Genomic DNA, 22,670 nt, shown 5'->3' on the forward strand with positions numbered 1-22,670 from the left:
GAGGATGGGGGAGTGAGCCCGATGAAGCCTTCGCCGATCATCCGGCACCTCGCCGGCGGCCTCGCGGCCTGCGCGCTTTTCGCGGGCAGCGCCATGGCCCAGGATGCAAGCCCGAGCGCGCCCGCTGCGCAGCAGGCTTCGGGCAAGCCGGCCAATCTCTGCCAGGAACTGGTCACGTTCGTGAAGCAGCCGGAGCCGGCCAACAAGGCCGCGGCGACGCCTCCGCAGCAGGCCACCGCCGTCTCGAACCCCTCCGGCAAGACCGAGGGCGGAAAGCCGGCGGATGGCGGTGAGCCTCAGAAGACGTCGGGCCTCAGCGGCGCCGTCAACGAGACCGCACCAAGCCGCGCGACCGGCAATCCGGCGGACAACCCGAACGCCAAGGCGAACGCGGCGGCGAAGAATCCCCCTCCCCCGGCGGCGCCCGCGCCGGCCCCGAAGCCGGACCCCGCCACGGTGGAGAAACTCGAAGCCGCGGCCGGCGCCAACGATCTCGCCGCCTGCCGCGAAGCCGCCCGGTCCATGCGCGTGGCCGGCGTCGTTCTCCCCCCGCCCCTGCTCGCGCTCGCGGCGTTGGATCTCAAGTTCTTCCAGCCGTAAGAAACAGGGGGCGGAGCCGTCGGGCTCCACCTCCGGTTAGGCGGCACCCTGCAGCGGTGCCACCGGGTTGGCGGCGGGTGCCGGCCTCTCCGCACCGCCCCGCACCAGTGCGATGATCAGCGCCGTCAGTGTAAGCAGATCGCAGGTCAGGCCGAAGACCGAGCCGACCAGCGTGTTGTGGATCGCCCAGCACGAGGACGCGCCGAGGAAGAAGCGGCGCATCGCCTGTGATTTTCCCTGCAGGCGGGCCGTCGTCGCCAGCAGCGAGCCGAGCCCGGCGCAGGCCGACGGCCATCCGTTCCAGGTGGCGAGCGTGAGACCCAGCGCGACGAGGCTGCTTGCCAGGAACAACGGGGCGACCCAGGTCGCGCGGGAATCGGGCCCGATCCACCGGGCCGCCACCACGCTCTGCATGACCGAGACGAGGCACATCGCAGTGCCGGTTTGGGCGCCGAGCCGTAGGAAATGCAGCGCGAAGCAGGCTGAGCAAGCCGCCGAGGTGAAGAGGATCAAACTTCGCCGCGGCATCATTCCGCCGGCAAAACCCAGGCAGAGCCCCAGGCTTCCAAACAGGTCGAGGTGTTCACGCGCGGCATTCCACGCGAGGGGGGCGAGATCTGAGGGGGACATGATGAGGGTCTCGAACGACGCGTTCGTTATTCGCTGCGACGGGCGTTCTGTTGACGTTGTTCTCCGGACTTCCTTCGCGGTCCGTGCGGTCCGCCGCGAAAGCAGTGCCGACCGTGTGCAGAGCCCCACGGGTCTTGCCCGTTGCGCTATTCCTGCGTGGTAACCGGTTCGTTAACGCGGCGATAAGGTTCTCTCGGCGTGGCGCCGACGCCTCACCTGTGGAGCGAAGCGCGACTCCCCGGCAATGAGAATGAACGTTCATTGACACGAGAATGAACGTTCACTATCAAGCTCGAGGCAGCGTAGGAGTTGGGCCATGAGCATGATTGTCGGTGACCGGGCGTCCTACCCTCAGGCCGCCGGGCTCGGTGCCGATCTCGCCCCCGCGCAGGAGGGCTTCAGCCCGGCGCGGTTGGTCAAGGCGGTCTGCACCCCGGCGAACCTGCTCGTCTGCGCCGTCGTCGCGTTCGGTTGGTTTGCGCTGCTGGGCTGGACCGGTGCCGGGCCGGATGGCTGGCAGGCCCGCCTCTGTGCCGATCTCGACCTTCAGCCGCGCTCCTGCGCCGCCGTTCAGTTCCTCAGCGAGCCGGGCCGCACCGCCGCCACGGACACCGTCGGAACCACGTCATGAGTGCTGTGGCCGGCGCTGTTATCGACGCCCGGAGCGGACAGGCGGCGCGGCGCGAGCATATCCTCGACGCGGCGGAGGCCTGCTTCGCCCGCAACGGCTTCCACCGCACCACGATGCAGGATCTTGCCCGCGAGGCCTCGATGAGCCCAGGCAACATCTACCGTTACTTCGATTCCAAGGAGGCCGTCGTCCTCGGTCTGGCCGAGCGCGACCGCGAACGCGGTGTCGTCCTCGTCGAGTCGCTGGAGCGGGCCGGCGACAAGCGCACCGCGCTGATGGGCGTGCTCGCCCGCTTCTTCCTCGACCTCACCCGCGGGGCAGCGATCCTACGTCTCGACGTCTGGGCGGAGTCGAGCCGCAATCCGGCCATCGGCGCCATGGTCGCGTGCAGCGACGAAGAAGGCCGGACCTGGCTCATCACGATGTTCGACGCGATCAAGACTTCGCCCGATTGCGATTCGGCCGCCCTGTTCGATGCGGTCGCCCCGCTGATGAAGGGCATCATCGTGAGCCGTGCGCTGAGTGACGATTACGATGCCGGCCCGGCCGTGGCGCAGCTTCAGGCCGTGATCGATGCCGGACTGTCCGGTCCGTTCCCCCTTTCCCACCTCGATCTGGAGACCGGCCGATGAAAAGCGTCCGGGCCCTCGCCGTCCCCGCCTTCCTGCTCGCCGCCGCGGGCTTCGCTCCGGCCCGGGCCGAGACCGCCCCGCCCCCGGCGAAGACGGCCCCGGCTCCAGCCGTCAGCGTGGTCGAGGCCGCGCGTCAGGAGATCGTGGAACGGGTCGTCGTGACCGGGACGCTGGTCCCGCGCGACGAGATTCTCGTGACGCCCGAGATCGACGGCTACCGTCTCGTCGAGCTTCTGACCGAGGAGGGCATGCGCGTCGAGAAGGGGCAGGTGCTCGCCCGCCTCAACCGCGACCTGATCGACCGCCAGCTCACCCAGCAGAACGCGCTGATCGACAAGGTGAGCGCCGCCGTGCTCCAGGCGCAGAGCAACATCGAACAGGCCGAGGCCGCCGAACTCGAAGCGCGGCTGGCCCATGATCGCGCCAAGCAACTGATCCAGACCGGCATCACCACCGCCGCCGTCATGGAGAACCGCACCGCCGCCCTGCGGCAGACGGAGGGTAAGCTCGCCTTCGCCCGCAACGGCTTGGCGATGGCCAAGGCGGAGCTGGCGCAGGCCAAGGCCGTGCGCGACGAACTCGAACTGCGCCTCGCCCGCACCGAGATCCGCGCGCCGGAAGCCGGCATCGTCAGCCGCCGCACGGCGCGGGTCGGAATGGCCACGTCCTCATCGGCCGAGCCGCTGTTCCGGCTGATCGCCCGTGGCGAGATCGAGCTGGAGGCCGAGGTCATCGAGACCAAGCTTCCGCTGCTGCGCGAGGGAGCTCCCGCCTTCATCGAGATCGGCGAGGGCGAGCGCGTCACGGGCACCGTCCGTGCGGTCTATCCGGAGGTCGACAAGGCGAGCCGGCTGGGCAAGGTCCGCGTCCGCCTCGATCCCGATCCGCGCCTGCGCATCGGCACCTTCGCCCGCGGCGCCGTTGAACTCGCCCGCACCCGCGGCGTCACGGTGCCCCAGGCCTCCGTCCTCTACGGCGGCGGCAAGCGCAGCTCCGTCCTCGTCGTCGCGGAGGACAAGGTCGAGTCCCGCGAGGTCCGCACCGGCCTGTCCGACGAAGACGACATCGAGATCCGCTCCGGCCTCTCCGAAGGCGAACGGGTCGTGGCCCGCGCCGGCAGCTTCCTGCGGGACGGCGACCGCGTCCGTCCGGTTCCGCTCGCGCGGGAGGGCCAGATACCGGCCGCAATCTCCGCAGCCCCCTCGCCGCAGGCCACCGCCGACGCCGGCTCGCGCTGAGGCACTCTAAGCCTCGGCCCCATCGACATTCCTTCTGACGGGTTGCCCCGATGCGCCTGAACATCTCCGCCTGGGCGATCCGGAATCCGATCGCGCCGCTCGTCCTGTTCCTCGTGCTGATGGTGCTCGGCCTCGTCAGCTTCCGGGGGCTGCCCGTCACCCGCATGCCGAACGTGGACGTGCCCATCGTCTCGGTGATGATCACGCAGGCCGGCTCGGCGCCGGCCGAGTTGCAGACCCAGGTCACGAAATGGGTCGAGGACTCGATCGCGGGCGTGCGCGGCGTCAAGCACGTCACCTCGGCGATCACGGAAGGCTCGTCCGTCACCACCGTCGAGTTCCGCCTCGAAGTGAACACCGACCGGGCCGTCAACGACGTCAAGGATGCGATCTCGAAGATCCGCATCAACCTGCCGCGCACCATCGACGAGCCGGTGATCCAGCGCGTCGAGATCACCGGCCTGCCGATCCTGATCTACGGCGTGACCTCGCCCGCGATGACGCCGGCGGAACTGTCGTGGTTCGTGGAGGACAACGTCGCCCGCACGCTCCAGGGCGTGAAAGGCGTCGGCGGCGTCGAGCGCGTGGGCGGCGTCGCCCGCGAGATCCGCATCACCCCCCTGCCCGACCGGTTGCTGGCGCTCGGCATCACCGCCGCGGACGTGAACCGGCAGGTGCGCGTCACCTCCGCCGACATGGCGGGCGGGCGCGGCGAGGTCGGCGGGCGGGAGCAGTCGATCCGCACGCTGGCCGCTTCCCGTACCATCCGCGACCTCAAGGCCACCTCGATCGTCCTGCCCGGCGGCCGCAAGGTGCGCCTCGATGACCTCGCCACCGTCGAGGACGCAATCGAGGAACCGCGCACCTTCGCCCGCTTCAACGGCGAGCCGGTCGTCGCCTTCTCGGTCTCGCGCGGCTCGGGCGCCAGCGATGCCGAAGTCGCCGCGGGCGTCGAGAAGAAGATCGCCGAGTTCAGCCGGGGTTATCCCGAGATCCGCTTCGAGACCATCGACTCCTCGGTCGCGGCGACGATCGGCAGCTACGATTCGGCCATGCACACGCTGATCGAGGGCGCCGCGCTCGCCGTCCTCGTGGTGTTCCTGTTCCTGCGCGACTGGCGCGCCACGCTGATCGCGGCGGTGGCGCTGCCGCTCTCGGTGCTGCCGACCTTCTGGGCGATGGACGCACTGGGCTTCACGCTCAACGGCATCAGCCTGCTCGCGATCACCCTAGTGACCGGCATCCTCGTGGACGACGCCATCGTCGAGATCGAGAACGTCGTGCGCCACATGCGGATGGGCAAGTCGCCCTACCGCGCCTCGATCGAGGGGGCCGACGAGATCGGGCTTGCGGTGATCGCCATCACCGCGACGCTGATCGCCGTCTTTGCCCCCGTCTCCTTCATGGGCGGCATCGCCGGCCGCTATTTCATCCAGTTCGGGCTCACCATCGCCGTCTCGGTGTTCATGTCCCTGCTGGTGGCTCGGCTGATCACGCCCCTGCTCGCGGCCTACTTCCTGCGCGACCACGGCCACGCCGAGGAGCGGGAGGGGCCGGTGATGCGCGCCTATACCCGCCTCGTCGGCTGGTCGGTGCGCCACAAGTGGATCACCCTGTTCGTCGGGCTCGCGCTGTTTGCCGGCTCGCTCGCCTCGACCCGGCTCCTGCCCTCGGGCTTCATCCCGAAGCAGGACAACGCCCGCACCCTGTTCATGATCGAGCTGGCGCCAGGCGCGCGGCTCCCCGACACCATCGCCGTCGCCGACCGTGTGGTCGAGCGCATCCGCACGCTGCCTGAGGTGACCTCCGTCTTCGTGGATGGCGGCCGTCAGGCCGGCGGCAAGAAGGAGACGCGTCTTGCGACCCTGATCGTCAATCTCAGCCCCAAGAGCCAGCGCGCCAAGCGGCAATGGACGATCGAGACCGAGATCGCCGCTCTGCTGGCGCAGGAGCCCGACATCCGCTCCTGGAACCTGCGCGAGAACGGCCAGCGCGATCTCGCCCTCGTGGTCGGCGGCCCGGACGTCGAGGTGGTGACCGAAGTCGCCGCCCGGCTCCAGCGCGACATGGCCGCGATCCCGCACCTCGTCTCGGTGATGTCCACGGCGCCCCTGAACCGCACCGAGGTGCGCATCCGCCCCAAGCCCGGCGCGGCGGCCGATCTCGGCGTCTCCACCGACGTGATCGCGGAGACGGTGCGGGTCGGTACCATCGGCGACATCGGCATCAACCTCGCCAAGTTCAACGCCAAGGACCGTCAGGTTCCGATCCGCGTCCAGCTGCCGGAGAGCGCCCGCGGCGCGGTCTCGCGGCTGGAGAACCTGAAAGTTCCGGCCAAGAACGGTACCGCGGTCCCGCTCGCCGCGGTGGCCGACATCGAACTCGACCAGGGCCCCGGTGCCATCGAGCGCTACGACCGCGTGGTGCGCGTCGCGGTGGAGGCCAATATGGAGGGTTCGGACGCGCTGGGCTCGCTAATCGAGCAGGCGCTCGCCACGCCGACGGCGAAAAACCTGCCGCCGGGCGTGACCATCCGCCAGACCGGTGACGCCGAGATCATGCAGGAGGTCTTCTCCGGCTTCCTCATGGCGATGGGCGCCGGCATCATGATGGTCTACGCGGTTCTGGTGCTGCTGTTCGGCTCGTTCCTCCAGCCGCTGACGATCCTGTTCTCGCTCCCGCTCTCCATCGGCGGCGCCATCCTCGGCCTGCTGATCTGCCACATGCCGATCTCGATGCCGGTCGTCATCGGCATCCTGATGCTGATGGGCTTGGTGACGAAGAACGCGATCATGCTCGTAGACTTCGCCGTCGAGGAAATGCGCTCGGGCGTCGATCGCGTCACCGCCATCGTCGATGCCGGCCGCAAGCGGGCGCGCCCCATCGTGATGACCACCATCGCCATGGCCGCCGGCATGGTGCCGTCGGCACTCGCGCTCGGGATCGGCGGCGAGTTTCGCGCGCCGATGGCGGTGGCGGTGATCGCCGGCCTCATCGTCTCGACCCTGCTCTCGCTGGTCTTCGTCCCCGCGGTGTTCCTGCTGATGGACAGCCTCGGCAGCCTGATCGGCCGCGGGCTCGGCCGCTTTGTCGGCCCGCGCGACGAGGCCGGGGACGCACCACCCGCCCCGGCCGCCCATCACGGCTGACCCCCTCCCCGCATCCGCCCCTGCGATGGGCTGGCGCGGGATAGGCCGGGCGGGCAGACGGCCGCGCTTCGACACCGTCGCGCCCTTTCCGAGCGGATGCGCCGCCGCCGGCGACGGAACACCTCGGGTTCGTCTCCGACCGCTCAGATATCCCGGCCCTGATAGAGTCCGGGCTCTTCGATGGGCCGTCGCCTCACGCGCTTGAGAACCCGTCCGTCGATGGCCGCGAGACCGCCCCCGATGAGGGCCATGCCGATGATGTGACGAACCTCCAGGGACTCGCCCAGCACCAGCGTGCCGAGGAGGATGGCTGTCACCGGGATCAAGAAGGTGACGAGCAGGAGATTGGTCGCCCCGGCCGTCGCCAGCAGGCGAAAGTAGAGCAGGTAGGCGAGCGCGGTGGAGAGCGCCGCGATCCCGAGCACCGCACCCCAGACCGTTGCGCCCGGCATCGGCAGCGTCCACGGCCGGTCCGCGAGCAGCGCAACGGGCAGAAGCAGGAGCGTGGACGCTGTCACCTGGCCGGTCGCCGTCGCGAGCGGCGGGACGCCCATGCGCTGGAAGCGCCGTCCGAAGACGCCGGCCAGGGCGTAGGACAGGGCGGCGCCGAGCACCGCGAGCTGCGCCAGGAGAGGGCGTCCTTCGTCGGCGAATGCCGCGGCGCCGATCATGACGGCCACACCCAGGAGGCCGGTGAGCGCCCCCGCCAGCCTGTTCCCGGTCATCCGCTCGTCGGACGTCAGCAGGTGGGCGACGACGACGGTGAAGAGCGGTGTCGTGGCGTTGAGGATGGCCGCGAGCCCCGAGGCGATCTGGGTCTGCCCCCAGACGATGAGACAGAAGGGCATGACGTTGTTGAGGAGTCCCATCCCGAAAAAGGCAACCCAAACGTCTCGGCCGCGGGGGAGGCGGATACCGGCCAGAGGCAGGGCGGCATTGAGGATCAGCGCGGCCAATCCAACGCGCAGGACGACGAGCGTCAGAGGCGGCAGCGCGGACAAAGCCACGCCCGCGAAAAAGAACGATCCGCCCCAGAGTACGGACAGTCCAAGCAGCATCGCCCATTCGAACGGCGACATGGTGTGGTTGACGACGGTTGGCATGAGGAGGCTCCGGCAAGTCCGAGCCCGTGCCTACGGCCCCATCCCGACGCCGCGCATCCCGCTTCCTGCTTTCGAATCCCCCTGCGCCGCCGCTCGAGCCGCGTCCGGCCCGATGGCATCAGGCCGGCATCTCCCGGTCTTTGTCTGAGGCGCATTCTTTCGACGAACCGGTGATCGCCTCATCGCAATTCGCTTGCGCGTGATACTCGGGAACGGCCGAAGCGACGCCCTACCGTGACCGGTCGAGCAACCCCGAGACCACGCGGGCGGTGTAGTCCACCATCGGCACGATGCGGGAATAGTTGAGCCGCGTCGGGCCGATCACGCCGACGACACCGACGATCTTCTGCGCGCTGTCGCGGAAGGGGGCGGCGATCATCGAGGAGCCGGAGAGCGAGAACAGCTTGTTCTCCGAGCCGATGAAGATGCGCACACCGTCGCCCTGCTCGGCCCGCGCCAGCAGCTCGATCACATCCTTCTGCGTCTCGAGATCGTTGAACAGCAGGCGGATGCGCTCCAAGTCTTCGGCGGCGCGCAGGTCGTCCAGAAGATTGGCCTGTCCCCGCACGATGAGCTGGCGCGCCTCGGACGGGCCGACCGTGGTGGCGAGCCCGGCATCGACCAGACGCTCGGTCAGAGCGTCGAGCTCCTGCTTCATCTCCTTGCGGCCGTTCTCGATATCGGCACGCAGGGTGTCGAGGGTGCGGCCGCGCAGGCGGGCGTTGAGGAAGTTCGACGCCTCCTGCAGCGCCCCTGCCGGAAGACCCGGCGGCAGATCGACGAGGCGGTTCTCCACCGTGCCGTCGATCGACACCAGAACCACGAGCGCCCGTTCGGCATCGAGCCGCACGAACTCCACATGCTTGAGCCCGGCATCGACCTTGGTGGTCAGCACCACGCCCGCCCCGCGGGAAATGCCCGAAAGCAGCGAGGACGCCTCGGCCAGGGCCGAATCGAAGGTGTGGCGCGAGGCGGCCGCCTGCATCTGCGCCTCGATGCGCGCCTTCTCGGCGAGATCGACGTCGCCGATCTCCATCATCGCATCGACGAAGAAGCGCAGGCCCAGCTCCGTCGGCAGGCGCCCGGACGAGGTGTGGGGCGCGAAGATCAACCCGGAATGCTCCAGATCCGCCATCACGTTGCGGATCGAAGCCGGAGACAGGCTCATCGGCAGGATGCGCGCGAGATTGCGCGACCCCACCGGCTCGCCGGTGGTGACGTAGCTCTCGACGATCTGCCGGAAGATCTCTCGGGAGCGCTCGTTGAGGGCGGCGAGCGCTTGGGTTTGAGGATTCACGATGGGCTAAAGGGCCTCGATCAAGGAGATGAGCACCTGACGAATGCAGGATCCTGACGAATGATTGTGGGCGCTTGGGCGCCGCCGATCAATCCTGCTCTGCCGCGACGTTGCGGACGAGCGCCGGACCACACCCAACCGGCGAACGACGCCCCGCGCGGCTTTAGCAGGCGGCTGCAGACGTCTGACGAGGGAGAACGATCATCTCCATCTCGGTCGAACTTCGCGCCGAGCGTGAGGCGTGCTGACGGGATGAAGCGTCGGCTGCCGCACTGCCCGACATCGACAACCGGCTTCCAGAGAATGGTTCACTCCGCCCCGAGACTTCTCCAGCAGCCTGCTAGCCGAGAAATGATTGGGATCGTTCTGCGTCCCCGAGGCGTTTCATCACCAGGGCAGCGTTTCGAACCGCGATTCGCTGCCCCATTGCCCGAATGAAGATGGAGCTTCCGATAGTGCTGACTGGCGCACGAAAGACCCTGGTCAAGGTCGCCGCACTGGCGATTGCGGTCACCGGCTTGAGCCTCGCTTCGGCGCCGCGCGCTGCGCAGGCTGCCCCGCTCCCGATCCAAACCGAGGCGACCGCACCCGCTGGCGATATGATCGAGCAGGCGCAGTACCGCGGCGATCGCCGTCACTACCGCCGCCACATGCGTCACCGTGGTCATTGGCACCGCCACCACCGCTTCGGTGGCCCGCGCCATCACCACCACCGCGGTCACATGAACCACCGCCGCTGGTGACCGGCCGGAAGGTCGTCTGAAGGGCCGCCGTCGCGAGACGGCGGCTTTTTTCATGCCGGAGGCTGGTCTGGCGCGAAAAGGCGCGAGTCCAGGGACATCGTTCGAAGTCGCCTGAGCGGCTTCGCGGCGCGAAGAGCGCCGTACGGAGCGGGCTTTTGAGGACTTCGATCCTGAAAAGCATCGAACGGAGCGGAAGCCCGAAAAACCGAGACTGTTCGCGCAGGCGGGCGCCGGCGACGAAGGCCGGCACGAAACCAGAGCCGGGCGACGGTTGCCGCGGAGGCGGGCAGCGCCTAAGAGCCCGGGCTTCGATTTCCGATACGGGAGCTTACCAAGCATGCGGCCCTCGAAGCGCGCGGCGGACGCGATGCGCGACGTCACGCTGGAGCGGGCCGTCGCCCGCTACGCGGAAGGCTCCTGCCTCGTCACCTTCGGCAACACCCGCGTGCTTTGCACCGCCTCGCTGGAAGAGCGCGGCCCGCCGTGGCTGCGCGGTTCGGGCAAGGGCTGGGTCACCGCCGAATATGCGATGCTGCCCCGCGCCACCCACGAGCGCACCCGCCGCGAGGTCAATTCCGGCAAGCCGTCGGGCCGGACGCAGGAGATCCAGCGGCTGATCGGCCGCTCCCTGCGCGCGGTCACGAACCTGCCGGCCCTGGGCGAGCGCCAGATCACCGTCGATTGCGACGTGATCCAGGCCGACGGCGGCACCCGCACCGCCTCGATCACAGGTGCCTGGGTGGCGCTCCACGATTGCTTCGCCTGGATGCGGGCCCGCTCGATCATCTCGGTCGATCCCCTGAAGGACCATGTCGCGGCCGTCTCCTGCGGCATCTACAAGGGCCAGCCGGTGCTCGACCTCGACTACGCCGAGGACTCGGCGGCCGAAACGGACGCGAACTTCGTCGTCACCGGCAAGGGCGGCATCGTCGAGGTGCAGGGCACCGCCGAGATGGAGCCGTTCACGGACGAACAGTTCCTCGAATTGCTGCGGCTCGCCAAAGGCGGCGTGGCGCAGCTCGTCGAGCTGCAGCGGAAGGTCATCGCGTGAGCGGGCATCGCATCCTCTCGGGCAAGGTCGTCATCGCGACCCACAATGCCGGCAAGCTCGTGGAGATGCGCGAGCTGCTGGCCCCGTTCGGGGTCGAGGCGGTCTCGGCCGGCGAACTCGGCCTTCCGGAGCCGGACGAGACCGGCACGATGTTCTCGGAGAACGCGGCGATCAAGGCGCACGCCGCGGCCAAGGCCTCGGGCCTGCCGGCCTTCGCCGACGATTCCGGCCTCTGCGTCGATGCGCTGGACGGCGCGCCCGGGCTGTTCTCCGCCCGCTGGGCCGGCCCGGACAAGGATTTCTCCGGCGCGATGGCCCGGATCGCCGCCGAACTCGACACGCGCGGCGCCGCGGACCGGCGTGCCCACTTCGTCTCGGCCCTGGTTCTGGCGTGGCCCGATGGCCATACCGAGCTGTTCGAGGGCCGCGTCTTCGGTGATCTGGTGGAGCCGCGCGGTAACCTCGGCTTCGGCTACGATCCGATGTTCCGTCCCGAGGGCATGGACCGCACCTTCGGCGAGATTTCCTCGGAGGAGAAGCACGGCGTCGATTGGCAGAGCGGCAACGCGCTCTCGCATCGGGCGCGGGCCTTCGTCGAGCTTGCGAAGGCGTGCCTGCGTCGGCCGGACTGAGCTTCCGCCCGGCGTTTGGCGTGCATACATCAAGCGTGAAAGATGGAAGGCGCTCCGCTCGAACGCCGACATCCCATCCGCCGCCCTCACCCTGAGGTGCCCGCGTTCTCGGCCACCTCAGGGTGAGGGCGGCGGGTTGGACGAGTGCGCGGTTCAAGCGGCTCGATGACACAAGACAGGCCGATGCCCCCCGCGACACCGCCCGACCATCCGACCCGCGACGCGGGATTCGGCATCTACCTGCACTGGCCGTTCTGCGCCGCGAAGTGCCCCTATTGCGACTTCAACAGCCACGTTCGCCATGCGGGCGTGGACCAGCCGCGCTTCCTTGACGCCTTCCGGCGAGAGATCGCCCACGCCGCAGCCCTCGCACCGGGACGGACGGTCACCAGCATCTTCCTTGGCGGCGGCACACCCTCGCTGATGGCGCCGGACACGGTGGCGGGCCTGCTCGATGCCGTGGCCGGAGCCTGGAGCGTGGCGCCGGACGCGGAGGTGACGCTGGAGGCGAACCCCACCAGCGTCGAGGCGACCCGCTTTCGCGGCTATCGCGCCGCCGGCGTCAACCGTGTTTCGCTCGGCGTTCAGGCGCTCGATGACGGCGACCTCAAGCGGCTCGGGCGGCTGCACAGCGTAGCGGAAGCGCTGGACGCCGTGCGCACCGCGGCGGCGCATTTCGAGCGCTTCTCCTTCGACCTGATCTACGCGCGCCCGGAGCAGACACCGAAGGCCTGGGCGGCAGAGCTACGCCGGGCGATCGATTATGCCGCCGAGCATCTCTCGCTCTATCAGCTCACCATCGAGCCCGGCACGCCGTTCTTCGGCCTTGCCCAGGCCGGCCGCCTCGTGCCGCCCGACGACGACGCCTCACGCGCCCTCTACGACGTGACGCAGGAGATCTGCGGGCTCGCGGGCCTGCCGGCCTACGAGATCTCGAACCACGCCCGGCCCGGTGCGCAGTCGCGCCATAATCTCCTCTATTGGCGCTATGGCGAATATGCCGGCATCGGCCCCGGCGCCCATGGCCGCCTCGTCCTGCCGCAGGGCCGTACCGGCACGCTCACCGAGAAAGCGCCCGAAGACTGGCTCGCCCGCGTCGAGCGCGACGGCCACGGCATCGTCGAGACGGAAATGCTGTCCGCCGAGGATCAGGGCGACGAGTTCCTGATGATGGGGCTGCGGCTGACGGAAGGCATCGACCCCGCCCGTTACGCGACCTTGAAGGGGCGCCCTCTCCAGGCCGATCGCCTCGACGCGCTGGTGAAAGACGGCCTCGTCGCGCGGCGCCCCGACGGCCGCATCGCCGCGACTGCCCGCGGCGCTCCGGTGCTCAACGCCGTGGTGGCGGAGTTGGCGGGCTGAACCGTCAAATCCCCGACGGCCCGAGCACCTTCGGGGCCGGGCTCACCACATTCGCCGCGTTGTTGCGGATCTCGTAGACCGCCAAGGTCCGCTCGCTGACACCCTCGGGCAGGAAACGGAAGGTGCCGTCGAGGCCGGAGAAGCCCGCCGGGTTGGTGAGCGTCGCGTCGGCGAAGCGCTGCGAGCCGTATTGGCGCACCAGGGCGGCCGTGAGCGAGACGGCATCGTAGCCGAGCGAGGCGGTCCGCGGCGGCATCGTCCCGAAGCGGGTCTGATAGCGGTGGGCGAAACCGGCAAAGCCGGCCATGTCGGGCGCGGCGAAGCGACCGCCCTGGAACGCCGCCTGCGACAGCACACGCGGGTCGTTCCACAGGGCGAGCCCGAGGGGTCGGACCCGCGCGGGCGAGAACCCGACCTTGGTCAGCGCGGGCGCGACGGCCATCAGGCCTTCGGCGGTGTCGGGTACGAACAGCGCGTCGGCCTGGGCGCCGCCCCCCGCGATCACGCCGTGCAGCCGGTCGACCGCCGGGCCGGGATTGCCGGCCGGGTAGCGCTCGATGCCGACGAGCCGGGCGCCGCGCCGGGCCACCGCCTCACGAAACTGCGCCTCGACGGCATTGCCGTAGGTCGTCTCGGGGATCAGCGCGGCGAAGGAGCGGCGACCGCCCGCGCTCGCCTCGTCGACGATGCGGTCCACCTCCGATTGCGGCAGGAAGCTGATGAGGTAGATGCCGCGCGCGGCCACCGCCGCGTCGGTCGAGAAGGCGATGACCGGCTTGCCCGCCCCGCGGGCGACGCCCCCGGCCGCCTGGACACTGGCGGCGAAGAGTGGGCCCAGCACCATCTCGGCGCCCTCGGCGAAGGCCGCCTGCGTCGCCTCGCGTGCGCCCTCCGGCGTGCCGCGGTCGTCCTTCACGAGGATCTGGAGGTTCGGCTTCTGGAAATCGTCGTAGGCGAGTTCGGCGGCGTTGCGCAGGGCGGCGCCGACCGCCGCCCCCTGCCCGCTCAACGGGACGATCAGCGCGACTTTCACCGTGCCCGCGCCGATGACGTTGCCGGCGGTCACGGTGGGGTTGGGCTCGACCTCCGGCGCCGCCCGAGCCGCCGGCCGCGGCGCGTCCGGAACGCCGAGGCAGCCCGCGAGCCCGATCGTGAGCCCGAGGCCGAGAAGCGCGGCACCCGCGCGGGCCGTCCACCGTCCGCCGCGTCGCGCCATCGCGACCCTCCTGTGCGAGCGCAATTCGCGGTCACGATGCGGAGGGGCTTGCGAAAAGTAAATGTGAGGCCATGCCTTTCCCCGGTCTCCAAAGGCGCGCGGGCATGGCATTGTCGCGGCGATGACACAGCGACTCGACAAGCGCTCCGAAGGGGCCCCGCGCAGCCCCGCCACCTTCACGGCCTTCGGCCTCGCCGCCGAGGCCGAGTCTCTGGCGCCGGGCCTCTACGTGGTGGCGACCCCCATCGGGAACCTGCGCGACGTCTCGTTCCGCGCTCTGGCGACGCTCGCCGCCGCCGATGCCGTGCTGGCGGAGGACACCCGCGTCACCCGCACCCTGCTGATGCATTACGGGATCACGACGCCGCTTCTCTCCTACCACGAGCATTCCAACGAGGCCGTGCGCGAGCGGATGGTGCTGCGGCTGAAGGCTGGGGAGACCCTGGCGCTGGTCTCCGATGCCGGCACGCCGCTGGTCTCGGATCCCGGCTTCAAGCTGGTCCAGGCGGCGATTGCCGCCGGCATCCCGGTGACGCCGATTCCCGGCCCGTCCGCGGTGATGACCGCCATCGTCGCCGCCGGCCTGCCGACCGATCGGTTCTTCTTCGAGGGGTTCCTGCCCCAGAAATCGGGCGCCCGGCGCAACCGTCTGGAGGCGTTGGCCACGATTCCCGGAACGCTGGTGGTGTTCGAGTCCCCCCATCGCCTGCCCGAGATGCTGGCCGATGCCGCCGCCACCCTCGGGCCGGAGCGGCCCGCGGCGGTGGCCCGCGAGTTGACCAAGCTCTACGAGACCATCCGGCGCGACAGCCTCGGCGGGCTGGCCGAAGCCTTCGCCCAGGAGGGTCCGCCCAAGGGTGAGGTGGTGGTGGTCATCGGCACGGCACCGGAGGACGCCGCTCCGCGCGAAGCCGATACCGGGCTCGACGCCCGGATCGAGGCGGCGCTCGCCCGCCACTCGATCAAGGATGCGGCGGCGCTCGTCGCCGACGAGACCGGCCAGCCCAAGCGCGTCGTCTATGCCCGCGCCCTGGCACTCACCCGCCGGGCGGACGATGAGACCTCCGGCTGATCCGGAGGCGCGGCGCCGCGCCACCCACGGACGGGGCATCTCGGCCGAGGGGTTGGCGCTCCTGGCGCTGATGCTGAAGGGCTATCGGCCGCTCGCCCGGCGCTTCGCGGCCGCGGGCGGGGAGATCGACCTGATCGTTCGGCGCGGGCGCACCATCGCCTTCGTCGAGGTCAAGGCCCGTGCGACGCTGGACGCCGCCGCGACCGCCATCGACGCACGCAAGCGGGCGCGACTGTCGCGGGCTGCGCGGGCGTGGCTCGCGCGTCACCCGTTTGCCGCCGACGCGACCTTGCGGGCGGATGCCGTCTTCGTGGCGCCGCGCCGCTGGCCGCGCCATCTGCCCGATGCGTTCGAGATCGAAGGTTTATGAGCGTCCGGCCAGGAGCCGGCCGGGCCGTGTCAGCCCTCGGCGGCGGCGATGGCCGCGGCAAGGGTGCGCTTGAGGTCGGCTTGGCTGAACGGCTTCTGCACCACGAGCCGGTCGCGGAACGGCTCGCGGATGCCTGCGCCGCCGTAGCCGGTCGAGAACACGATGGGCAGGTTACGCTCGGCGATGGCCTCGGCCACCGGGTAGATCGGCTCACCCGCCACGTTCACGTCGAGGATGGCGACCGTGAAGCTCTCGCTGCGGGCCATCTCCAGGGCGGTCGCGAGCCGGGCCGCCGGCCCGACGATCTCACAGCCGAAATCGAGCAGCATATCCTCGAGAAGCATCGAGATGGCCGCTTCGTCCTCGACAACCAGCACCCGGGCGCCGGACAGACGATCCTCGTTCGAATCCACACTCACGCCGGATCGTCTTCCCTATCGATTCATTCCCGATCCGGAGCGCCGTCTCGAGTCTGTCAGTCGCGCCAGGATTGTTCCGGAGGAATTCCTTCCGGTACGCTTCGAGAGCGGATGAGCGACCCGGAAAACGCTGCCCGGCACCGCGAGCCGTCGCCCGTAAAGCTGGGCGTGTCAAGCGCCGCACCGCTCTGTCTGTGCTAGGCTGATCAGCCCAATGTTATTCCGCAAAACATTTCCCGCCCATTGTCGCAACCTAGCGACAGCCCCGGCACGAGGCGATCCCCACTCAACCGTGAGTCGGCGGGGCCTCCTCGCCTCGGCCGCCGCCGCGATGCTTCCGGCCCGCGCCCTTGCCGCATCGGAGGGTCCGATCGTGATCGGTTCGAAGAGCGATACCGAAGGCGCGCTTCTCGGAAGCCTGATTGCTTCGGTCCTTGAGGATCTCGGCTTGCGCGTCGAGCGACGCCTCGGCCTCGGGCCCACTCTGATCGTCCGCTCGGCCCTGCTGGCCGGAGAGATCGACCTGTATCCCGAATATACCGGCAACGTCGCGTTCTTCTCCGGCACCGAGACCGATCCCGCTTGGAAGAACGCTGCGGAGGCTTACGGCCTCGCCCTGCGGCTCGACGCCGCGCACGGGCTGGTCTGGCTCGGTCGGGCACCGGCCAACAACACATGGCTGATCGCGGTTCAGGGCCGTCTCGCCCGTGAGCGGGGGCTCGCCACCATGGCGGATTTCGCGGGTGCCGTGCGGGAGGACGTTATCCGCCTCGCCGCCTCGACGGAGTTCGTGGAGAGTCCCGCCGCCCTGCCCTCCTTCGAATCCGCCTACGGCTTCTCCCTGCCGCTCTCGCGCATCGTCAGCCTGCCGGGCGGCGACACGGCGGTGACCGCCCGCGCTGCGGCGGAAGGCATCAGCGGAATCAATGCCGGCATGGTCTACGGCACCGATGGGGCGCTGGCTGCCCTCGACCTCGCCGTGATGAGTGATCCCAAGGGGGCGCAGATCGTCTACGAACCCGCCCCCGTGATCCGCGCCGCGACGCTCGAACGCCACCCGCATATCCGCGACGCCCTCGACCCCATCTTCGCGCGTTTCGACGCCGAGACGCTGCGGCGGCTCAACGCGGCGATCACCGTGGAGGGGCGCACCGCCGAGGCAGTGGCCAAGGCGTGGCTCGCTGAAGCAGCAAGCCGCCCGTGACGGCACGCCTCCTCGCCGGCCTCGCCGCAGCGGCTCTGCTCCCGGCGGTGTTGGCTGGGCTGCCCCTGCTGCATCTCGCACCGAACCGGCTGGTGACCGGTGCGCCCATCGCCGCGTCGGCCGCGCTCGGCACCGGCCTCTGGCCCATCGCCGCCCTCGCCGCCGGGGGACTCGGCCTGCTCGCGGCGGGCCGGGGGCGGAGAAGTGCTGGTCTCGCCGGGCTCGCCTGCCTCTGCGCCCTCTTTCTCTTGCTGGCAGGGCTCGGCGCCGGAGCCGCGGACCTGACCGCCGGCCAGCCGTTCGCGACGCGGGCGCGCCTCGCCTCCGGCGCCTGGACCGGTGTGGTCGTGCTGGTCTGTGCGCTGACTCTGGCCGCTCGGCGCACCGGCCTGCCCGGCGGCGGCCTCATCGCGGCGACCGCCGTCCTGGCGCTGATCGGGGGCCTGTGGGGCGGCGGTCGCCTCAATGCGCTCTCGCTCGTCGTCGAGGGGCGCGCCCGGTCCGATGCCCTCGGCGCCGCCATCCGCGATCATCTCGTCCTCGCCCTCGGTGCCCTGGTGCTGGCCGCCGGTCTCACCGGGGGGCTCGCGCTGTGGCGTCGGGCGCGCGGGGTGGTCGAACTCACCGTCAGCGGATTGCAGCTCGTGCCGGCGGTCGCCCTGCTCGGCGGCCTCGTCGCCGGCCTCTCGGCGCTGCTCACGGCGGCCCCGGCACTGCGCGGCTACGGGGTCTCGGCGCTCGGCACCGGGCCGGCCCTGATCGGCATCGCGGCCTACCTGCTCCTGCCGCTCTGGCGCGGCCTTCAGGCGGCAAACCGCGCCACCGGTCCCGATAGCCTCGCCGCCGCGCGGGCCCTCGGACTCACGTCGGGCCCGATCCTGACGACCATCCGCCTGCCGCTCGGGGCCCCGGCCCTCATCGGCGGCCTGCGGGTCGCCACGGTCCAGGCACTCGGTCTCGCGACTCTGGGAGCGCTGGTCGGGGCGGGCGGCCTCGGTACCCTCGTCTTCGACGGCATGGCGCAGTTCGCGCCGGACCTGATCCTGCTCGGCGCCCTGCCGATCATCGCGCTCTCGCTCGCCGCCGAGGGGGCGCTCGGCAGGCTGGAGGCGGCGATGCGCCGACGGTGGCCGCGATGAACCGCGTCGTCCCGGCCCTCGGACCGCTCGCGCTCGGCCTTGCGCTGGCCGCTGCGAGCCATCCGGCCTTTGCCGGTTGGATCGGCGCAGGCGGCCGACCCCTCACCGTCGGCCACCTGACCGAACTGGCGCTCAACCACCTCACCCTGGCCGCGACCGGACTCGCCCTGGTCGCCGCACTTGGAATCGGACTCGGCCTGATCGCCACGCGGGCGCGCTTGGCGGGGTTTCGGACCAGCATCGACACGCTCGTCGCCTTCGCTCAGGCGGTGCCGCCGGTGGTCGTCGTGGCCCTGGCTCTGCCGGTGCTCGGCTTCGGCGGGCCGCCGACCCTGCTGGCGCTGACCGCCTACGGCATCATGCCGACCCTGCGCGGCACGGTCGGCGCGCTCGACGCCGTGACCGCCGAGGCCCGCGAATCGGCCCAGGCCATCGGGCTGACGCCGACGCAGACCCTCATCCATATCGAACTGCCGCTCGCCGCCGCGGGGCTCGTGGATACGCTGCGCACCGCCCTGATCCTCGCCGTCTCCGTCACCGCCGTCGGAGCGCTGGCAGGGGCCTCGACGCTGGGCACGCCGATCGTCGCCGGGCTCCAGAACCAGAACATCGCGGCGATGCTCCAGGGCGCGCTGGCGACCGCGGCGCTGGCCTTCCTCGGGGATGCGCTGTTGCTTGCGATCGGAGGGATGCTGCGGCGGGACTGAGCAGTTCGGGTCAGGGGACGACCGCCCTTCGAGCGGCCGACGCCGACCGCCTCTCTCGCGATCGCCGCGGCTTGACGCACCGGCCCGGCCGCTCGATCCAGGACGGCGCTCCGGGCGCGGCTTTCGCATCATCGCGAAAGCCGGAGGCGACCTCTCGGGACGGTGCGTTCAGGCGCCCGTCGCCGCGGGCGGGACGGAGCCGCGGACGGCGGCATAGCTCGTCATCAGGTTGCGGTAGTCCGGAATGTGGTCGCCAAGCAGCGTCGCCAGCCCCTCGACATCCCGGCGCCAGTCGCGGTGCAGTTCGCACGCGACCGCGAACCAGTTGACCAGCTGCACGCCGGCCGCCGACATCCGGTTCCAGGCTCCCTCACGCACCACCGGATTGAAGGTGCCGGATGCGTCGGTGACGGCAAACACCTCGTAGCCCTCCGCGATGGCCGAGAGGGCCACGAAGGCAACGCAGACTTCGGTGACGACGCCGGCGATGATGAGCTGCTTGCGGCCCGTCGCCTTCACGGCGGCGACGAAATCGGGGTTGTCCCAGGCGTTGATCTGGCCGGGCCGGGCGATGAAGGGCGCGTCCGGAAACTTGGCCTTCAGCTCGGGCATGATCGGACCGTTCGGGCCGTCCTCGAAGCTGGTGGTGAGGATGGTCGGGAGCTGGAAATAGGCGGCGAGATCGGCGACGGCGAGGACGTTGTTCTTGAATCGGTCGGGATCGAAATCGCGCACCAGCGACATCAGCCCGGCCTGATGATCGACCAGCAGGACGACGGCTTGGTCGAGGTCGAGGCGGTTGTAGGGCTTGCTCATCTCGGTCTCCATCGGGGCGGACTGTGCGGCGCGGCGTCGATGGAGAGACTATGACACGGTGCTCTAATCACCGAAACGGAAACGATCGAAACGGATCGTTTCAGGAATGAAAGCATGATCGCGGGATGATCGCCGCGGGTCCATCCGTACCCCGTCACGGCGGACGTGGTTGGCCCATCACACGAGATCTCGGTGCGGCGCTCGAACCACGATGGTGGCGAGCCCACGCCCCTCGAAGGGCGCTCAGGTCTCGCCGCCGGCATCCACGCGCGGCAACCGGGCTTCGAGCGGGGCCAAGCAGCTTTCGGCTTCGCATCGCCGGCCGGACGGCCAGCCGGCAACGGGCCTCCTACTTGTCCAAGAACTCGACCTTCGCGCCCTTCTGCGTATGGCTCGCGAGGTCGCGCGCGTCCCAGTTCGTGAGGCGGATGCAGCCATGCGACTCGGTCTTGCCGACCTTCTCCGGCTCCGGCGTGCCGTGAATGCCGTAGGAGGGAATCGACAGGTCGATCCAGACGAGGCCGACCGGGTTGTTCGGCCCCGGATGGATCGAGAATTTCTTCGTCGCCTTCACACCTTTGAACTTGTACTTCGGGTTGTAGGTGTACCAGGGATCGAAGGCGACGGCCTTCACCTTCGCCGACCCGTCCGGCGCCGGCTTCTCCGAACTGCCGATCGAAGCGGGGTAATCCGCCGTCAGTTTGCCGTCCTCCGCAAAGGCGCGCACCCGCTTCGTGCGCTTGTCGACCTCGATGCGGGTGACTTTGGGGGCGACCGGCGCGCCCTCGACCTTGCCCTCGCCGAGCGGCGGCACGGCCGCGACGACCAGCGTGCCGCCGGCCTTGTCGAGGGGCACGTTCGGGTTGAGGGCGGAGAGCAGGTCGCGCTGCATGTGGAAGCGCTCGGCCAGCATCTCGCGGATGTTGGTGTAGCGCATCGGCCCGACCTCGGCCTGCTCCTCCATCTTGGGCGGCATCTTCTCGACGAAGGGGCCTTTCACGTCCACTTCCGTGATCGTGTACTGCGTCACGACCGGGTCCTTGCCGGTGGCCTGGAGCCGGTCGAAGACTTCGCGGGTGAGGCGGTCGCCCGGGGGCAGCCCTTGCGCCGCAGCGAAGGCTTTGAGCGCGCCACGCAGATTCTCGCCGTCGCGCCCGTCGATGGCGCCGGGGGAGAAGCGGGCCCGGTCGAGCAGCACCTGCACCTTCACCAGCAGAGGGTCGGGCTTCTTCTCCGCCTCCTTCTTCGCCCCGGCTTCCTTCTTGGATTTCTTCGCCGGCTTGGATGCCGTGTCCGGCTTGGCCTCTTCCGACACCTCGTGGAACGCCGCGTTCTCGATGGCCTCGCGGGTCAGCTCGGGCGCTCCGGCATCGGCGGCCTGCGCGGCTGCCGACCATACACCGAGCGCCGCCAGCGCTCCTCGCATCCACACCCGTCCCATCGCCCGCTCACGCTCCTCGACCCACGACGAGAGGAAGCGATGGCCAAGCGCTACCGTTCCCGCGGCGAATGGCGCTTCGTCATGCGTCCGGTCCGGGAAAACCGCCTACTGGCAGAGACGGTGCCCGGCATTGCGCTCGCGCAGGTCGAGATGCAGGTGGTTTCCGTGCGCGGCGTCGCTGCCCGGCCCCAGCACCGTGCGGAAGAAGGTGCAGGCGCCCGCGCGCGCCGAGGCCAGGAAAGCCGCCTCCGGCGTGCCGTCCGGCGCCGCCGTCACCTTGAGGCTCGCGCGCTTGGTGAAGCCGTAGCCCATCACGTCGATGGCGTTGGCAAAGCTGTGCTCGCTGAGTTTGGCGTCGGTGTCGTGGTTCTGCCCGCGGCAGACATAGGTGCCCCCGAGCGCAAGACTCTTCAGGCTCTCGCCGAACTCCTTTTGCGCCGCGACCTGCACCTCCGTCGTCCAGCGCGCGAGCGCCTCCGCGGCCCGGCAGGTCAGGGTGGCCGCCGGCTCCAGCGCGACGCCGTCGGCAAGTGCGGTGACGGTCAGAGGATGCGGCGCGCTGCACTGGCCGTTGCCGAGCGGCGACGCCGCCTCGAAGCGCGCGCCGAGCCGCTCCAGCCGGCGCCGGCAGGCGGTGTCGTCGGGCGCCGAGACCTTGAGGGCGAGCGCCGACTCGCCCGACAGCTCCGGCGGCCGAGCCGGCGGCAGCGGCGCCTCCGGCAGGGCGGCGGGTGCGTCCTTCGTGTCGTTCGTGTTCTTCGTCTCCTTGGGCGGCTCGTCCGGTTTCGTCACGGCACCCTTGTCCGGGCCGGTGCCCAGTCCCGGCGGGCGCTCCGGCGGCAGCGGCGTCACCTGCGGGGCGGGCGGCACGAGGTCATCCGGGCGCGCCGGCGGCTGGGGCGGCGGCAACGGCACCGTCGCGGGCGGCGGCTTGGCCGGATCGGACCATGCCGGGTCCGGCGGAAGGGCGAGCCCGGCGGCGAGGAGGCACGCGAGAAGGGAAGCGAGGGTGGAAGGCTTCATGCCGTGTGTATCCCGCTCGCCCGGCCGCAACCCGTCCTCCCCTCATCCGCCGCCCGGCCGTTCCCAGCAAGGACGCGGCGGCCACGCCCGGCGAAAACGTGAAAGAACCGGGCGCAGGCGGCTGTGGCTTTGCGCCGCTCGACCCACAAACCTATGCTCGACGCTTCACTCTCCGACGCGCCCCGAAAGTTTTGC

At 70.1% G+C, this 22,670-nt stretch carries 22 protein-coding genes; 14 read left to right on the forward strand and 8 right to left on the reverse strand.

Annotated features, from left to right (window positions below):
• The first annotated feature begins 21 nt into the window (after positions 1 to 21).
• Positions 22 to 600 carry a hypothetical protein gene (locus Y590_RS01360; RefSeq protein ID WP_060768315.1) on the forward strand — a complete coding sequence of 193 codons (579 nt, stop codon included), beginning with the start codon at positions 22 to 24 and terminating at the stop codon, positions 598 to 600.
• Positions 601 to 636: 36 nt separating this feature from the next.
• On the opposite strand, the gene Y590_RS01365 is transcribed toward Y590_RS01360, so the two are convergent.
• Entirely contained in the window at positions 637 to 1,230 is a 594-nt protein-coding gene (locus tag Y590_RS01365) for a YgjV family protein (protein WP_060768316.1), read from the reverse strand.
• A gap of 316 nt (positions 1,231 to 1,546) precedes the next feature.
• On the opposite strand from Y590_RS01365, the gene Y590_RS01370 reads away from it, so the two are divergent.
• Genes Y590_RS01370 through Y590_RS01385 form a run of 4 tightly spaced genes read left to right on the forward strand, consistent with a single transcriptional unit; the run spans position 1,547 to position 6,880 of the window.
• Positions 1,547 to 1,861 (forward strand): hypothetical protein, encoded by a 315-nt coding sequence (locus tag Y590_RS01370; RefSeq protein ID WP_060768317.1) that lies wholly within the window; start codon positions 1,547 to 1,549, stop codon positions 1,859 to 1,861.
• A complete protein-coding gene (locus tag Y590_RS01375) occupies positions 1,858 to 2,493 on the forward strand; it encodes a TetR/AcrR family transcriptional regulator (protein WP_060768318.1) in 636 nt (211 codons plus the stop codon). Before Y590_RS01370 ends, Y590_RS01375 begins: the two co-directional genes overlap by 4 nt.
• The gene (locus Y590_RS01380; protein WP_060768319.1) at positions 2,490 to 3,731 is read left to right on the forward strand and encodes an efflux RND transporter periplasmic adaptor subunit; all 1,242 of its coding nucleotides are present in this window, start codon (positions 2,490 to 2,492) and stop codon (positions 3,729 to 3,731) included. The genes Y590_RS01375 and Y590_RS01380 overlap by 4 nt, the downstream gene beginning before the upstream one ends.
• A gap of 50 nt (positions 3,732 to 3,781) precedes the next feature.
• Positions 3,782 to 6,880, forward strand: a complete 3,099-nt coding sequence (locus Y590_RS01385; protein ID WP_060768320.1) for an efflux RND transporter permease subunit — start codon at positions 3,782 to 3,784, stop codon at positions 6,878 to 6,880.
• A gap of 143 nt (positions 6,881 to 7,023) precedes the next feature.
• Here the strand turns inward: Y590_RS01385 and Y590_RS01390 are convergent, their stop codons facing one another.
• On the reverse strand, positions 7,024 to 7,983 hold the full coding sequence (locus tag Y590_RS01390) for a DMT family transporter (protein ID WP_060768321.1): 960 nt from the start codon (positions 7,981 to 7,983) through the stop codon (positions 7,024 to 7,026).
• Positions 7,984 to 8,212: 229 nt separating this feature from the next.
• Positions 8,213 to 9,280: a heat-inducible transcriptional repressor HrcA gene (hrcA, locus tag Y590_RS01395; RefSeq protein ID WP_371688516.1), complete on the reverse strand. Its 1,068-nt coding sequence runs from the start codon at positions 9,278 to 9,280 to the stop codon at positions 8,213 to 8,215.
• Between the two features lie 440 nt (positions 9,281 to 9,720).
• Here hrcA and Y590_RS01400 point away from each other — a divergent pair, with 440 nt between their 5' ends.
• The 4 genes from Y590_RS01400 (at position 9,721) to hemW (ending at position 13,068) form a co-directional block, all read left to right on the forward strand.
• A complete protein-coding gene (locus Y590_RS01400; RefSeq protein ID WP_060772104.1) occupies positions 9,721 to 10,023 on the forward strand; it encodes a hypothetical protein in 303 nt (100 codons plus the stop codon).
• A gap of 337 nt (positions 10,024 to 10,360) precedes the next feature.
• On the forward strand, positions 10,361 to 11,074 hold the full coding sequence (gene rph, locus Y590_RS01405; protein WP_060768323.1) for a ribonuclease PH: 714 nt from the start codon (positions 10,361 to 10,363) through the stop codon (positions 11,072 to 11,074).
• Positions 11,071 to 11,706 carry an RdgB/HAM1 family non-canonical purine NTP pyrophosphatase gene (gene rdgB / locus Y590_RS01410; RefSeq protein ID WP_060768324.1) on the forward strand — a complete coding sequence of 212 codons (636 nt, stop codon included), beginning with the start codon at positions 11,071 to 11,073 and terminating at the stop codon, positions 11,704 to 11,706. Before rph ends, rdgB begins: the two co-directional genes overlap by 4 nt.
• Before the next feature lie 183 nt (positions 11,707 to 11,889).
• Positions 11,890 to 13,068, forward strand: coding sequence for a radical SAM family heme chaperone HemW (gene hemW, locus Y590_RS01415; protein WP_060768325.1), 1,179 nt, complete (start codon positions 11,890 to 11,892; stop codon positions 13,066 to 13,068).
• A 4-nt stretch (positions 13,069 to 13,072) separates the two neighbouring features.
• On the opposite strand, the gene Y590_RS01420 is transcribed toward hemW, so the two are convergent.
• Positions 13,073 to 14,284, reverse strand: coding sequence for a penicillin-binding protein activator (locus Y590_RS01420; protein ID WP_060768326.1), 1,212 nt, complete (start codon positions 14,282 to 14,284; stop codon positions 13,073 to 13,075).
• A gap of 121 nt (positions 14,285 to 14,405) precedes the next feature.
• Between Y590_RS01420 and rsmI the strand changes: the two genes are divergently transcribed.
• Both rsmI and Y590_RS01430 read left to right on the forward strand, forming a co-directional pair.
• Complete coding sequence (gene rsmI, locus Y590_RS01425; RefSeq protein ID WP_060768327.1) at positions 14,406 to 15,356, forward strand: 16S rRNA (cytidine(1402)-2'-O)-methyltransferase; 951 nt, start codon at positions 14,406 to 14,408, stop codon at positions 15,354 to 15,356.
• On the forward strand, positions 15,340 to 15,726 hold the full coding sequence (locus tag Y590_RS01430; RefSeq protein WP_060772105.1) for a YraN family protein: 387 nt from the start codon (positions 15,340 to 15,342) through the stop codon (positions 15,724 to 15,726). Before rsmI ends, Y590_RS01430 begins: the two co-directional genes overlap by 17 nt.
• A gap of 29 nt (positions 15,727 to 15,755) precedes the next feature.
• Here Y590_RS01430 and Y590_RS01435 read toward each other — a convergent pair whose 3' ends face one another.
• Positions 15,756 to 16,145 carry a response regulator gene (locus tag Y590_RS01435; RefSeq protein ID WP_012779253.1) on the reverse strand — a complete coding sequence of 130 codons (390 nt, stop codon included), beginning with the start codon at positions 16,143 to 16,145 and terminating at the stop codon, positions 15,756 to 15,758.
• 292 nt (positions 16,146 to 16,437) lie between these two features.
• Between Y590_RS01435 and Y590_RS01440 the strand changes: the two genes are divergently transcribed.
• Genes Y590_RS01440 through Y590_RS01450 form a run of 3 tightly spaced genes read left to right on the forward strand, consistent with a single transcriptional unit; the run spans position 16,438 to position 19,195 of the window.
• A complete protein-coding gene (locus Y590_RS01440; RefSeq protein WP_060768328.1) occupies positions 16,438 to 17,349 on the forward strand; it encodes an ABC transporter substrate-binding protein in 912 nt (303 codons plus the stop codon).
• Positions 17,346 to 18,488, forward strand: coding sequence for an ABC transporter permease subunit (locus Y590_RS01445; protein ID WP_060768329.1), 1,143 nt, complete (start codon positions 17,346 to 17,348; stop codon positions 18,486 to 18,488). Before Y590_RS01440 ends, Y590_RS01445 begins: the two co-directional genes overlap by 4 nt.
• Positions 18,485 to 19,195 (forward strand): ABC transporter permease subunit, encoded by a 711-nt coding sequence (locus Y590_RS01450; RefSeq protein ID WP_060772106.1) that lies wholly within the window; start codon positions 18,485 to 18,487, stop codon positions 19,193 to 19,195. Before Y590_RS01445 ends, Y590_RS01450 begins: the two co-directional genes overlap by 4 nt.
• 168 nt (positions 19,196 to 19,363) lie before the next feature.
• Here the strand turns inward: Y590_RS01450 and ycaC are convergent, their stop codons facing one another.
• The 3 genes from ycaC to Y590_RS01465 form a co-directional block, all read right to left on the reverse strand.
• Positions 19,364 to 20,011 (reverse strand): isochorismate family cysteine hydrolase YcaC, encoded by a 648-nt coding sequence (ycaC, locus tag Y590_RS01455; RefSeq protein WP_060772107.1) that lies wholly within the window; start codon positions 20,009 to 20,011, stop codon positions 19,364 to 19,366.
• A 349-nt stretch (positions 20,012 to 20,360) separates the two neighbouring features.
• Positions 20,361 to 21,452: a L,D-transpeptidase family protein gene (locus tag Y590_RS01460; protein WP_060768330.1), complete on the reverse strand. Its 1,092-nt coding sequence runs from the start codon at positions 21,450 to 21,452 to the stop codon at positions 20,361 to 20,363.
• Between the two features lie 105 nt (positions 21,453 to 21,557).
• Positions 21,558 to 22,475, reverse strand: a complete 918-nt coding sequence (locus tag Y590_RS01465) for an extensin-like domain-containing protein (RefSeq protein WP_060768331.1) — start codon at positions 22,473 to 22,475, stop codon at positions 21,558 to 21,560.
• Positions 22,476 to 22,670: the final 195 nt, after the last annotated feature.

The sequence above is a fragment of the Methylobacterium sp. AMS5 genome (assembly GCF_001542815.1).
GTDB lineage: Bacteria > Pseudomonadota > Alphaproteobacteria > Rhizobiales > Beijerinckiaceae > Methylobacterium.

Excerpts from the sequence above, each read along its gene's own strand:
- Y590_RS01360 (WP_060768315.1), top strand. The coding sequence starts at position 22 with ATGAAGCCTTCGCCGATCATCCGGCACCTCGCCGGCGGCCTCGCGGCC.
- Y590_RS01365 (WP_060768316.1), bottom strand. The coding sequence starts at position 1,230 with ATGTCCCCCTCAGATCTCGCCCCCCTCGCGTGGAATGCCGCGCGTGAA.
- Y590_RS01370 (WP_060768317.1), top strand. The coding sequence starts at position 1,547 with ATGAGCATGATTGTCGGTGACCGGGCGTCCTACCCTCAGGCCGCCGGG.
- Y590_RS01375 (WP_060768318.1), top strand. The coding sequence starts at position 1,858 with ATGAGTGCTGTGGCCGGCGCTGTTATCGACGCCCGGAGCGGACAGGCG.
- Y590_RS01380 (WP_060768319.1), top strand. The coding sequence starts at position 2,490 with ATGAAAAGCGTCCGGGCCCTCGCCGTCCCCGCCTTCCTGCTCGCCGCC.
- Y590_RS01385 (WP_060768320.1), top strand. The coding sequence starts at position 3,782 with ATGCGCCTGAACATCTCCGCCTGGGCGATCCGGAATCCGATCGCGCCG.
- Y590_RS01390 (WP_060768321.1), bottom strand. The coding sequence starts at position 7,983 with ATGCCAACCGTCGTCAACCACACCATGTCGCCGTTCGAATGGGCGATG.
- Y590_RS01400 (WP_060772104.1), top strand. The coding sequence starts at position 9,721 with ATGGAGCTTCCGATAGTGCTGACTGGCGCACGAAAGACCCTGGTCAAG.
- rph (WP_060768323.1), top strand. The coding sequence starts at position 10,361 with ATGCGGCCCTCGAAGCGCGCGGCGGACGCGATGCGCGACGTCACGCTG.
- hemW (WP_060768325.1), top strand. The coding sequence starts at position 11,890 with ATGCCCCCCGCGACACCGCCCGACCATCCGACCCGCGACGCGGGATTC.
- Y590_RS01420 (WP_060768326.1), bottom strand. The coding sequence starts at position 14,284 with ATGGCGCGACGCGGCGGACGGTGGACGGCCCGCGCGGGTGCCGCGCTT.
- rsmI (WP_060768327.1), top strand. The coding sequence starts at position 14,406 with ATGACACAGCGACTCGACAAGCGCTCCGAAGGGGCCCCGCGCAGCCCC.
- Y590_RS01430 (WP_060772105.1), top strand. The coding sequence starts at position 15,340 with ATGAGACCTCCGGCTGATCCGGAGGCGCGGCGCCGCGCCACCCACGGA.
- Y590_RS01450 (WP_060772106.1), top strand. The coding sequence starts at position 18,485 with ATGAACCGCGTCGTCCCGGCCCTCGGACCGCTCGCGCTCGGCCTTGCG.
- ycaC (WP_060772107.1), bottom strand. The coding sequence starts at position 20,011 with ATGAGCAAGCCCTACAACCGCCTCGACCTCGACCAAGCCGTCGTCCTG.
- Y590_RS01460 (WP_060768330.1), bottom strand. The coding sequence starts at position 21,452 with ATGGGACGGGTGTGGATGCGAGGAGCGCTGGCGGCGCTCGGTGTATGG.
- Y590_RS01465 (WP_060768331.1), bottom strand. The coding sequence starts at position 22,475 with ATGAAGCCTTCCACCCTCGCTTCCCTTCTCGCGTGCCTCCTCGCCGCC.